Raw genomic sequence first — 11673 nt, 5'->3', positions numbered from 1 at the left:
TGCACTCGCCTCCCAAGCCCTTACTTCGCGACGATGACGCCCTGTGCCTGCTGGTGGAAATCGTCGAAAAACTTGTACTCGCCCGGTTCGAGCGGCGCGATCACGACGAACGAATCGGCGCCCGGTGCCAACACCTTTTCTTTACGCAACTGCACGCTTTCGAATTCGGCCGCGCCTTTGCCCGTGTTGCGCACTTCGATCTTGATACGCTGCCCCGCCGGCACTTCGATGCGGGCCGGGTTCAGCTTGCCGTCGTTCATTTCCAGCTTGAAGGTCGGCAGGTCGGCTGCGTGGGCCGCGCTTGCCAGCAAAATCGTGGCGGCGAAGGTCGCGATCTTTCGGTTGATTCTCATTAGCCCTTCCGGAAAACGCAGCGCGTTGGCGGTCGACCACCAACGCGCCGTCTGCTGCACTGGCTTGTTCAGCCTCGTTCGGTCGCTCATTGACACTCGCTGATCACCCGCGCACGCGCGGCCACGCGTGCTCGCGCGCGATGATGCGCGGCGATCAGTAGCCGCCCTTCTTGCCGATGCCGGCATAGGCGAAGTCGTATTCGAGGGTGATCGGCTTGAACCACGGACCCACGCCGGTTTCCTTGTCGACGTGGCGGCCGAACGCCATATGGCCTGTTTGCATCGGCGCTTCGACGATCATCTTCAGGTGGTACTTGCCCGGGCCTTGCAGCTTGACGTTGTCGCCGTAGTGCGGGCCGTCGTTGGCGACCATCGCCATCAGGCCGCCCTTTTGCGTCTGAGTCGAACCGACCTTCGTCAGTTCATAGTGCACTTGCAGATACGGCATCCAGTCGCCTTCCGCGAAACCGGTCGGATTGTTCTTGACCGCGTGAATGTCAGCTTCGAGGTGGATGTCCGAATCCGAGGCTTTGCGCATCATGCCTTCGGGTTCCATCGTGATCGGCTGCAGATAGACCGCGTTGATTTCCATGCCGCCGTGAATCTGCTGTTTGCCGATGGGATATTCCGCCGCCGCTGCCGAGAAAGCCGCGACCACGGCCACCGCTGCCGCGCCGCCACGTACAAATGAAGAAATCCGCATTGAAACTCCTTGTTTTTATCAGACTGGAATCGAACCCATTGGAACAGTGCGTCGCGCACGCCTTGCGATGCAGCGGCTGCGGCGCATGAGCGCCCCGATCGATCGCCGGCGGGCTGGCCGTTACGAACGTTAATGCGAACCATTCTCAATATTGGTCGAGTTTATCATTGATCGCGAGGGAGAACAAATGAGAGCGCGCGGCAAGCCTTGTGGTAGCAGGGTCTTAAGGCAGACTTAAGGAAGCGCTCGGGAGGAAGTGAGGCGATGGCGGGCGAGTGCCCGGCATGGATCGACCGGGCGCGGCGCATTGCCGCGCCCCAAGCGCGCGGACGACTTAGTCGACGCCCGACACGTGATCGCCGACGTTCGCGCCGAACACGCGCTGGCGCAGCAGCGCGAGCTGGTCGCGGGTCTGCGCGGCCTTCTCGAACTCGAGGTTCTTGGCGTGCTCCATCATCTGCTTTTCGAGACGCTTGAGTTCCTTGGCAAGCTGCTTCTCGGACATGTCCTCGAATTTCGCGCGCGCCTGCTGTTCCTTCAGTTCGGCGCGGGCGTCGTCGACGTTGTACACGCCGTCGATAATGTCGCGAATACGCTTGACCACCCCGCGCGGCGTAATGCCGTTCTCGAGGTTGAAGGCAATCTGCTTGTTGCGTCGCCGTTCGGTTTCGTCGATGGCGCGGCGCATCGAGTCCGTGATCTTGTCTCCGTAGAGAATCGCCTTGCCGTTCACGTTCCGCGCCGCCCGGCCGATGGTCTGGATCAGCGAGCGCTCGGCGCGCAGAAAGCCTTCCTTGTCCGCGTCGAGAATCGCGACCAGCGACACTTCCGGAATATCCAGCCCTTCGCGCAACAGGTTGATCCCGACGAGCACGTCGAAGGTTCCCAGACGCAGATCGCGGATGATTTCCACCCGCTCCACGGTGTCGATATCGCTGTGCAGATAACGCACCTTGACGCCGTGGTCGGCCAGAAACTCGGTCAACTGTTCGGCCATGCGCTTGGTCAGCACCGTGACCAGCACGCGGTCACCCACCTTGACGCGCTCGTTGATCTCGCCGAGCACGTCGTCGACCTGGCTGCGCGCCGGGCGCACCTCGATTTCCGGATCGACGAGGCCGGTCGGACGCACCAGTTGCTCGGCCACCTGACCTGCTGTCTTCTGCTCGTAGTCAGCCGGCGTGGCCGACACGAACACCACCTGACGCATCTTGCGTTCGAACTCGTTGAACTTGAGCGGGCGGTTGTCGAGCGCCGACGGCAGGCGGAACCCGTAGTCGACCAGATTTTCCTTGCGCGCGCGGTCGCCGTTGTACATGCCGTTCAGCTGGCCGATCAGCACGTGCGACTCGTCGAGCAGCATGAGCGCGTCCGACGGCAGATAGTCGACCAGCGTAGGCGGCGGCTCGCCCGGCGCCGCGCCGGAGAAGTGCCGCGAGTAGTTCTCGATGCCCTTGCAGAACCCGAGCTCCTGCAGCATTTCCAGGTCGAAGCGCGTGCGCTGCTCGAGCCGCTGCGCTTCAACCAGCTTTCCGCCGCTATAGAAGAATTCGAGCCGTTCGCGCAGTTCGGCCTTGATCGTTTCGACCGCGCGCACCACCGTATCGCGCGGCGTCACATAGTGCGACGACGGATACACCGTGAAGCGCGGAATCTTCTGACGCACGCGGCCCGTGAGCGGATCGAATAGTTGCAGGGTTTCGATTTCATCGTCGAACAACTCGATGCGCACCGCCATCTCGGCATGCTCGGCCGGGAAGATATCGATCGTGTCGCCGCGCACGCGGAACGAGCCGCGCTGGAAGTCGGCCTCGTTGCGGTTGTACTGCATGGCGATCAGCCGCGCGATGATGTCGCGCTGGCCGAGCTTGTCGCCGGTGCGCAGCGTCAGAATCATCTTGTGATATTCAGACGGGTTGCCGATACCGTAAATCGCCGACACCGTGCCGACGATCACCACGTCGCGCCGCTCCATCAGACTCTTGGTGGCCGACAGCCGCATCTGCTCGATGTGCTCGTTGATCGACGAGTCCTTCTCGATGAACAGATCGCGCTGCGGCACGTACGCTTCCGGCTGGTAATAGTCGTAGTACGAGACGAAGTACTCGACCGCATTGCGCGGAAAGAACTCGCGGAACTCCGAATAAAGCTGCGCGGCGAGCGTCTTGTTCGGCGCGAACACGATGGCCGGGCGGCCGAGCCGCGCGATCGTATTGGCCATCGTGAAGGTCTTGCCGGAACCGGTCACACCGAGCAGCGTCTGGAACGAGAGGCCATCTTCGACGCCTTCGACGAGCGTGTCGATCGCCCTGGGCTGATCGCCGGCGGGCGGATACGGTTGGTAGAGCTGGAACGGCGAGCCTTCGAATCGGACGAATTTGGATTCGTCCAGCGTTTCGTCGGCTTCAGTCAGATGTTGTTCGGACATGGGGGGCGGTACCGGGCCTTGGGGGCAAAGAACTATTCTAACGGGTTGCGTGAATCGAAGATCGAGCGCGTCTGCGTAGGGTTTTGGGGAGTCGCGCGGGCAGATGCGGACGCAATGGTGTGGCCCTTTGGGCGCAGTCGCACGACATTGGCTCACGACGACGGAACTGCCGCCACGAGCCTTAATTTCGCCGGCTGCGGGCCGCTTTCCGGCTTTCTTCAGGCGGCTTGGCGGGGCGCCCCGTTGTTGCCAAGTGGCGTCGGAGTGCCTGTTTTTCAAGCAAAAAATTCCCTACGAGCGGCGTTGCCGTCCGAAAAACGGTCGCGAATTCGTTACAATGCGAAGCTGCGCCCGGTCGCCACCGCCCACGGCGTGTCCGCGTTTTGCGCTGGACGCCGCAGGCTTGGCCGTCCGCGATCGAAGCCGCCCTCTTCTCACTACTGCTGCCCACCCATCATGTCTCTGTTCTCCGCCGTCGAACTTGCTCCCCGCGACCCGATTCTGGGCCTGAACGAAGCCTTCAACGCCGATGCGCGCACCACCAAGGTCAATCTTGGCGTCGGCGTGTACTTCAACGAAGAAGGCAAGATTCCGCTGCTGCGCGCCGTGCGCGACGCCGAAAAGGCTCGCGTCGAAGCTGCGCTGCCGCGCGGGTATCTGCCGATCGAAGGCATTGCCGCTTACGATGCCGCCGTGCAGAAACTGCTGCTCGGCAACGACTCGCCGCTGATCGCAGCCGGCCGCGTCGTGACGGCGCAGGCGTTGGGCGGCACGGGCGCGCTGAAGATCGGCGCGGATTTCCTGAAGCGCCTGAACCCGAACGCGAAGGTCGCGATCAGCGATCCGAGCTGGGAAAACCACCGTGCGCTGTTCGAAAGCGCAGGCTTCGAAGTCGTGTCGTATCCGTACTACGACGCGCACACCCACGGCGTGAATTTCGACGCCATGTTGAGCGCGCTGAACAGCTACGCAGCCGGCACCGTCGTCGTGCTGCACGCGTGCTGCCACAACCCGACCGGCGTGGACCTGAGCGTCGAGCAATGGAAGCAGATTGTCGAAGTGGTCAAGGCGCGCAACCTGGTGCCGTTCCTCGACATCGCTTACCAGGGTTTCGGCGACAACATCGAAGCAGACGCTGCAGCCGTGCGCCTCTTCGCTGCGTCGGAACTGAACGTGTTCGTGTCGTCGTCGTTCTCGAAGTCGTTCTCGCTGTACGGCGAGCGCGTCGGCGCGCTGTCGGTCATCACGGCAAGCAAGGACGAAGCGGCTCGCGTGCTGTCGCAACTCAAGCGCGTGATCCGCACGAACTACTCGAACCCGCCGACGCATGGCGGCTCGGTGGTTGCGGCCGTGCTGGCGTCGCCGGAACTGCGCGCGACGTGGGAAACCGAACTGGCCGAAATGCGTGACCGTATTCGCGCCATGCGTAACGGGCTGGTCGAACGCCTGAAGGCTAGCGGCGTGGATCGCGATTTCAGCTTCGTGAACGCGCAACGCGGCATGTTCTCGTACTCGGGTCTGACGGCGCCGCAAGTGGACCGTCTGCGCGAAGAGTTCGGCATCTACGCCGTGAGCACGGGTCGCATCTGCGTGGCCGCGCTCAATACGCGCAACCTCGACGTGGTGGCGAATGCGGTCGCTCACGTGCTGAAGTAAGGTGTTGGCGGGCGCGGGCATTCATTGCACGCGCTCTGCTGCGAATGGTTGTGGAAACGGCGCCCTTTTCAGGGCGCCGTTTCTATTTGTGGCGCGATTGCAGTTTGCAACGTGCCTGTTGCCTGTTGCTGGAACAAAGCCGCTTTCGATACCGCAAGGACTGCCACAATTGCAGCGACCCGCTTCGGTCACGCGGCGTTCAGGCTCGTCGCTCTTTCAGCGCGCATCCCGATGGATATCGTGCGTGACAAAGCCCGCGTCGTTATCCGGCATGTCGAGCCAATCGGGTTGCGCGAGCGAATGGCGGATGTCTTCCAAACCGCTTTGCCAATGTTCGCGCATCGTCGACAGGCCGAACTGAAAGTCCTTGTAGTGCCCTTCGTATTCCTTGTGCCGGTAGATCAAATGGACCACGTTGTAGCGCTTCGAACACGACAGATCCTCGGCCAATTTGCACCACGGATCGTCACGCTGATCGGACGGCACGCGATCCAGCACTTCGCGCAACACGTGCCGGAAACGCTGCGACCGCTGCAGCATATCGGTCACGAGACGCGTGCGGCTCGAATACTGAATGTCTTTCATGCGCCCTTGCACGTCGGTGATGTTGTCCGGCACCGGTCCGATCGCGCTCCAGAGATCGACCTGAAAGGCGAGCGTGTCGCGACGCGGCGTGGACTGGATCACCTCATAGAGCGGCGTGTTCGACATCAAGCCGCCGTCCCAGTAGTACTGACCGTCGATCTCGACCGCCGCGAAGCCGGGCGGCAACGCGCCTGACGCCATGAAATGCTCGGGCCTCAGCGTTGTATGGGTGTTATCGAAGTACGCGAAATTCCCCGTGCCGCAGTTGACCGCCCCCACCGAGACGCGCATTTCTTTCGAATTGATCCGGTCGAAATCGCAGAACGCTTCGAGCGTGGCCTTCAACGGCGTGGTGTCGTAGTAGCTGGCCAATTGCGGCGGCCCGGACACCGTGGGCAACGGCGGCGGAAAGCGTGGCACGAAAAAGCCCTTCTGCCCCTCGACGATGGCGCCCACGGCCTGCGTTGCCGTAAAGGCCTTGCGTATGGCGTCGCTGGAATTGAAGAGCGCGTGCTCGATAAACGCAGGCAACGGCGGCCCGAAGGCGGGCTGGCATATCGTTTCCCAGAATTGCAGCAGCCGTTCAACCCGCTTTTCGGGCGGATTGCCGGCGATAATCGCCGTATTCAACGCGCCGATCGAAATGCCCGCCAGCCAGTTCGGCTCGATCCCCGCTTCGTAAAGTCCCTGAAAAACACCCGCCTGATAGGCGCCCAATGCGCCGCCCCCTTGCAGCATCAAGGCGACGGTTTCGTACTTGGGTAAATGGAGATGCCGGCCGGGATGCGCGGAGGGCGCCGGACCGGCGCCCTCGCCTTCCCCGTCGCCGGGCGCGCCGACGCGCGCCCGCTTGAGATTGCGTTGCGCCATAGGCACCTCCTTATTGCATGTACCAGCCGTGGCTCACAATAAAGGACTGGCCGGTCAACGCCGCCGTCGGGAACGTGGACAGGAACAGCACCGTTTGCGCGACGTCTTCCACCGTGGTGAAGACACCGTCGACCGTGCCGCCCAGCATGACGCGCTTGATCACGTCTTCCTCGCTAATGCCCAGTTCTTTGGCCTGTTCGGGAATCTGCTTGTCGACAAGCGGCGTGCGCACGAAACCCGGACACACCACATGCGAGCGCACGTTGTGCTTGGCGCCTTCTTTGGCGAGCACGCGCGAGAGGCCCAGCAGTGCATGCTTGGCCGTGACATATGCCGATTTGAGCGGTGACGCTTCGTGCGAGTGGACCGAGCCCATGTAGATCACAATGCCACCGCGATCGTCCTTGTACATGTGCTTGAGCGCCGCCTTGGTGGTCAGGAACGCGCCGTCCACGTGGATTGCCTGCATCTTCTTCCAATCCGAAAACGAGTAGTTTTCGATCGGATTGACGATCTGAATGCCGGCGTTGGAAATAAGAATATCGACCGAGCCAAATTCCGCGGCCACTTTGTCGATGCCCTGATTGACGGCGTCTTCGTTCGTGACATCCATCGCCACGCCGATTGCCTTGCCGCCGCCCTTTTTGATTTCCTCAGCGACGGCGTTCGCGCCGTCCTGATTCAGGTCGGCGATCGCGACAGCCGCACCTGCTGCGGAAAGAGTCAGCGCAATCTGCTTGCCGATGCCGCTTGCGGCGCCAGTAACCACGGCGACTTTGCCACTCAGATTCGTGTTCGTTGACGACATCCAGAACCTCCATGCAGTTGATGACAATGAGACCACGGGCCGCGGGCGGCGTGAAGTCAGCCAAACGGCATAGGCCGTTCGGCTGAATGCTGCACTGCGGCCGACGCTGCTATTGTGCATGAACCGTGTGAACTCCACCGGTTAAAAGCACGTCGAAACGTATCTCTTTAAACTGGACGTTTTCGGCGGGATTCCGGTGGCATCACCAACAAGGAGGCATGCATGAATTATCGACGTCTGGGCCGCTCCGGCCTGCAGGTCAGCGAACTGTCCATCGGCTCGTGGGTCACCTACGGCAATCAGGTGGACACCCACGCGGCGCGCGAATCGCTTGCGGCCGCACGCGACGCGGGAGTCAACTTCTTTGACAACGCCGAGGTGTACGCCGGCGGCAAATCCGAAGAAATCATGGGCCAAGCGCTCAAGGAACTGGCGTGGCCGCGCGTGAGCTACGTGGTGTCGACGAAATTCTTCTGGGGACTTGCGGAAGCGCCGAACCAGTACCACACGCTGAACCGCAAGTATCTGCTGAACGCAATCGACGCGTCGCTTAAACGGCTGCAACTCGACTATGTCGACCTCGTGTTCTGTCATCGTCCGGACCCGAACACGCCGGTGGAGGAAACCGTCTGGGCCATGAGCGACATGATCACCCGCGGCAAGGCGCTGTACTGGGGCACGTCCGAATGGAGCGCCGATGAAATCCGCGCCGCTTACGACATCGCGGAGCGGCATCATCTGCATAAGCCGGTCATGGAGCAACCGCAGTACAACCTGTTCCATCGCAACCGCGTCGAGCAGGAATACAAGCGGCTTTACGAGGACATCGGCCTAGGCCTGACCACCTGGAGCCCGCTTGCATCCGGCTTGCTGACCGGCAAATACCGTGACGGCGTGCCGGCCGACAGCCGCGCGCAATTGCAGGGCTACGACTGGCTGCGCACGCAGGTCACCGACGCGGGCAAGAACAACGTAGTCGGCAAGCTCGGCAAAGTGGCGGACGAGTTGGGCTGCACAATCGGCCAGCTTGCGATCGGCTGGATTCTGAAGAACCCGAATGTCAGCACGGTGATCACGGGGGCATCGCGGGTGGAACAGATCGGCGAGAACATGAAGTCCGCCGAGGTGGCCGAGCGGATCACGCCGGAGATCAAAACGCGAATCGAGGAAATTATCGGCGACGCGCACGACTGACCGGACTCGCGTGAGCGCGTAACATGGCCGTGGCAGCCTCGCGGCCATGGTCGCGTCACGCGTGCAACCCGCTGTCATGCACGGTGCGCAACGCGGCGTCGCGTACAATACGCGACCGCGCTGCACACCGGCGCCGTATGCCCATTGTGCAGCCGCATTGCATCCGCATCGCCGAATCCGCCCTGGAGCGGCGTGCCCTCTTTCAGCGTCTCCTCATCATGCTCAGCTATCGCCACGCCTTTCATGCAGGCAATCACGCCGACGTTCTGAAACACGCCGTCGTGTTGCAGCTCCTGCGCTACCTCGGCCAGAAGGACAAGTCCTACTGGTATATCGACACGCATGCGGGCGCCGGCGTCTACTCGCTGAAGGAAGGTTACTCGACCAAGACCGGCGAGTTCCGGACCGGCATCGGCAAACTGTGGGGACGCGACGACCTGCCGCCGATGTTCGCGGACTATGTCGACGAAGTGGGCGCGCTCAATCCGGACGGCCAGTTGCGCTTCTATCCCGGCTCGCCGTATATCGCGTGGCGGCAGATGCGCGAACAGGACCGCATGCGCCTGTTCGAACTGCACACCACCGAAATCGACGTGTTGCGCCACAATTTCCGCGACGCGGGCCGTCGCGCCATGCTGTACGCGGGCGACGGCTTCGACGGCATTCTTGCCTTGCTGCCGCCGGCTCCGCGTCGCGCGTTGGTGCTGCTCGATCCGTCGTATGAGGACAAGCGTGACTACATTCGCACGGTGCGCTGCGTCGAAGAAAGCCTGAAGCGTTTTCCGACCGGCACGTACGCCGTCTGGTATCCGCAGGTGAGGCGCCCGGAGTCGCAGCGCTTCCCCGATCAGTTAAAGAAACTGCAGGATAAGAACTGGCTGCACGTGAGCCTGACGGTCAGCAATCCGCCAGAGGATGGTTTCGGGCTCTTCGGCAGCGGCATGTTCATTCTGAACCCGCCGTATACGCTGGCAAAAACGCTGAAGGACCAGATGCCCTGGCTCGTCAAGGCGCTTGGCGAAGATAAGGCTGCGCAGTTCAAGGTGGAGTATCGCGGCGACTGAGTTTCGTGTTCGGCTACGAGATTTTGTTGGCCGCGAGCTTTCTGCAGCCTTCATGTTTTTGCGGCCACTGAGCCGCACGCAGTTGGCGGAGCCGGGCTTAGCGTTGTTTTCGCCCGCCACGCGCGCACGACGCGCGCGGCCGGTCCGGTTGCTCGGTCAGCCCGAGCCGCCGGTTACTTCAGCTGGGCCGCGGCCTTGCGGGCGAAGTCGTTCGTATATGTCGCGTTCAGGTCGATCTTTTTCGGATCGAGCCGGTTATCGAACGAGGACAATGCGCGCAACGAGGTCGCCGGGCCGTCCGCGGGCATCAAGCCGTCAGGCGAATAAGCGTCGCGCACGTTGTGAAAGGCCTCGACATAAAGCGCAGAGTCGTTGAGCAGATAGGCCGGCGGCACCATCTTCAGCAGATCGGCATCGCTCGCGGACTGCAGCCAGTGATCCGCGCGCACGATTGCGTTGGCGAGGCTTGCGTGGTCTTCGGATACTTCTGAATGAAATTGTCCGAGGCATACAGCGTCGCCGCCGGCATCGTTCCGCCGAACACCTCCTGCGTGCCCTTCACGGTGCGCGTATCGACCAGCACCTTGATCGCGCCGCTGCGCGCGAGCTTGGTTATCATCGGATCGACGTTGGAGAGCGCGTCGATCTGGCCGCCGCTTACCGCTGCGAGCACGGAGGCGCCGCTGCCCACGCCGATCGCCGAAATTTCGTTGCGCTGCACGCCGGCTTTGCGCAAAGCCACGGTGAGCACGAGATCCGTCGACGAACCCGGCGCGCTCACGCCGACTTTCGCGCCTTTGAAGTCCGCGAGCGTCTTGAACTGATCGGCCTTCGATTTCAGCACGGCAACGACGATTTGCGGAGCGCGCCCCATCAACGCAAACGCCCGGTAATGCTGCCCTTTCTCCTGCATGAACAGCGTGTGCTCGAATGCGCCGGCGCCCACGTCGGCGCTGCCGCCTACGACTGCTTCCAATGCTTTCGATCCGCCCGCGAAATCCTCTAGCGTGACGTCCAGGCCTTCGTCTTTGAAATAGCCCAACTGTTGCGCCGCGAGCACCGGCAGATAGTAAAGGCCAGGCAGACCGCCGACTGCCATGGTCAGCGCGGGTTTTTCCGGTGTGTCTTTGGCAAGCGCGGCGCCAGGCATCGCGGCCAGTGCAAGCAGCGTGACGCAGGCGCAGGCGGCCTGCCGCATCCATTGAGTAGTCGGCATTCGATGTCCCCTCGTTCTGTTTTTCATTCGATGCGGTCGGGCCGGGCTCGATGTCTCGTCCGAGTCGCTGGGGAGAGACCGCGCGCGATGATTGTCGTCGGACGGCTGCGCGTGCGCCATGCGCCCAAACCCCAATGGCGCACGCGACGCGTCGTCGCATGAGTCGTGTCTGCGCTCGCGCCCAGGAGCGCACTGTGAGCGTTGATCGAAAAGGGGAAATTGGGTCAATCAGGTGCGCGCCCGTGCGAGCGCACGGGCGTCGACGATCTGTCCATGCACGGACGGCATTGACTGAAATGGGAAAGCACTGCCGGAAGCGCTCGCGTCTCCAGCTTTTGCCAAGGTCCACGCACTAGACGATACGGCGGCGGTGGCGGTCCGCCGCGTACGCCGGCTGGATCTGAAACGGAAAGCGAGCGCCTATTGCGGCCGAGGCGTCGGGCGGGGCTGCGGTTGCGGTAGCGGTTGCGGTCGCGGCGTACCTCCGCCTGCTGGCAACTGGATATAAGGCGCAACGACGATCGGAATCGACGAATTCGGTGCCAGTTCGGCCGGCGTCGCAATGGGCTGCGCTTCGACGATCGGCTGATGCGAAAGCGGCGCGGTCTGCAAAACGGTTCCGCTCTGTCCGTCGTTGATGCCGTTCTGCGAGTCGAGACTCACCGGCTTGCGCGCGCTGGTCGACGCAGCATAAGCAGTCGACCCAGCGAAGATCGAGGTCAGCGAGGCTGCAATGGTCACGGCCAGAATGGATTTGAGCGGGCGGACGGATGGCATGGGCGGACCGGGTTGAGTT

General features: G+C 62.3%; 9 protein-coding genes and 1 pseudogene. 3 read left to right on the top strand and 7 right to left on the bottom strand.

Features of this window, described 5'->3' with window-relative positions; genetic code table 11:
* Window positions 1-20: 20 nt before the first annotated feature.
* The 3 genes from B0G80_RS00110 to uvrB all read right to left on the bottom strand — a co-directional run bounded on the left by B0G80_RS00110 (window position 21) and on the right by uvrB (window position 3484).
* Window positions 21-353: a cupredoxin domain-containing protein gene (locus B0G80_RS00110; protein WP_106285048.1), complete on the bottom strand. Its 333-nt coding sequence runs from the start codon at window positions 351-353 to the stop codon at window positions 21-23.
* 154 nt (window positions 354-507) lie between these two features.
* Window positions 508-1056 carry an iron transporter gene (locus tag B0G80_RS00105; protein ID WP_116116437.1) on the bottom strand — a complete coding sequence of 183 codons (549 nt, stop codon included), beginning with the start codon at window positions 1054-1056 and terminating at the stop codon, window positions 508-510.
* A 334-nt stretch (window positions 1057-1390) separates the two neighbouring features.
* Window positions 1391-3484 (bottom strand): excinuclease ABC subunit UvrB, encoded by a 2094-nt coding sequence (gene uvrB / locus B0G80_RS00100; RefSeq protein WP_116116435.1) that lies wholly within the window; start codon window positions 3482-3484, stop codon window positions 1391-1393.
* A gap of 456 nt (window positions 3485-3940) precedes the next feature.
* Here uvrB and B0G80_RS00095 point away from each other — a divergent pair, with 456 nt between their 5' ends.
* Window positions 3941-5140 carry an amino acid aminotransferase gene (locus B0G80_RS00095; RefSeq protein ID WP_106285033.1) on the top strand — a complete coding sequence of 400 codons (1200 nt, stop codon included), beginning with the start codon at window positions 3941-3943 and terminating at the stop codon, window positions 5138-5140.
* Window positions 5141-5356: 216 nt separating this feature from the next.
* On the opposite strand, the gene B0G80_RS00090 is transcribed toward B0G80_RS00095, so the two are convergent.
* Window positions 5357-6595: a patatin-like phospholipase family protein gene (locus B0G80_RS00090; protein WP_116116433.1), complete on the bottom strand. Its 1239-nt coding sequence runs from the start codon at window positions 6593-6595 to the stop codon at window positions 5357-5359.
* Between the two features lie 10 nt (window positions 6596-6605).
* Window positions 6606-7403, bottom strand: a complete 798-nt coding sequence (locus B0G80_RS00085; RefSeq protein WP_116116432.1) for a 3-hydroxybutyrate dehydrogenase — start codon at window positions 7401-7403, stop codon at window positions 6606-6608.
* 222 nt (window positions 7404-7625) lie between these two features.
* On the opposite strand from B0G80_RS00085, the gene B0G80_RS00080 reads away from it, so the two are divergent.
* On the top strand, window positions 7626-8597 hold the full coding sequence (locus tag B0G80_RS00080; protein WP_116116430.1) for an aldo/keto reductase: 972 nt from the start codon (window positions 7626-7628) through the stop codon (window positions 8595-8597).
* A gap of 218 nt (window positions 8598-8815) precedes the next feature.
* Entirely contained in the window at window positions 8816-9661 is an 846-nt protein-coding gene (locus B0G80_RS00075; RefSeq protein ID WP_116119452.1) for a 23S rRNA (adenine(2030)-N(6))-methyltransferase RlmJ, read from the top strand.
* A 173-nt stretch (window positions 9662-9834) separates the two neighbouring features.
* On the opposite strand, the pseudogene B0G80_RS00070 reads toward B0G80_RS00075, so the two are convergent.
* Both B0G80_RS00070 and B0G80_RS00065 read right to left on the bottom strand, forming a co-directional pair.
* Window positions 9835-10877: pseudogene (locus tag B0G80_RS00070) on the bottom strand (ABC transporter substrate-binding protein).
* Window positions 10878-11297: 420 nt separating this feature from the next.
* Window positions 11298-11654: a hypothetical protein gene (locus B0G80_RS00065; RefSeq protein WP_116116428.1), complete on the bottom strand. Its 357-nt coding sequence runs from the start codon at window positions 11652-11654 to the stop codon at window positions 11298-11300.
* Window positions 11655-11673 lie beyond the last annotated feature (19 nt).

The sequence above is a fragment of the Paraburkholderia sp. BL6669N2 genome (assembly GCF_003387275.1).
GTDB lineage: Bacteria > Pseudomonadota > Gammaproteobacteria > Burkholderiales > Burkholderiaceae > Paraburkholderia.
Note: the sequence above shows the minus strand (reverse complement) of the source record. Positions and strands in the feature narration are given on the sequence as shown.

Coding starts and splice junctions, on each gene's coding strand:
- B0G80_RS00110 (WP_106285048.1), bottom strand. CDS start 353: ATGAGAATCAACCGAAAGATCGCGACCTTCGCCGCCACGATTTTGCTG.
- B0G80_RS00105 (WP_116116437.1), bottom strand. CDS start 1,056: ATGCGGATTTCTTCATTTGTACGTGGCGGCGCGGCAGCGGTGGCCGTG.
- uvrB (WP_116116435.1), bottom strand. CDS start 3,484: ATGTCCGAACAACATCTGACTGAAGCCGACGAAACGCTGGACGAATCC.
- B0G80_RS00095 (WP_106285033.1), top strand. CDS start 3,941: ATGTCTCTGTTCTCCGCCGTCGAACTTGCTCCCCGCGACCCGATTCTG.
- B0G80_RS00090 (WP_116116433.1), bottom strand. CDS start 6,595: ATGGCGCAACGCAATCTCAAGCGGGCGCGCGTCGGCGCGCCCGGCGAC.
- B0G80_RS00085 (WP_116116432.1), bottom strand. CDS start 7,403: ATGTCGTCAACGAACACGAATCTGAGTGGCAAAGTCGCCGTGGTTACT.
- B0G80_RS00080 (WP_116116430.1), top strand. CDS start 7,626: ATGAATTATCGACGTCTGGGCCGCTCCGGCCTGCAGGTCAGCGAACTG.
- B0G80_RS00075 (WP_116119452.1), top strand. CDS start 8,816: ATGCTCAGCTATCGCCACGCCTTTCATGCAGGCAATCACGCCGACGTT.
- B0G80_RS00065 (WP_116116428.1), bottom strand. CDS start 11,654: ATGCCATCCGTCCGCCCGCTCAAATCCATTCTGGCCGTGACCATTGCA.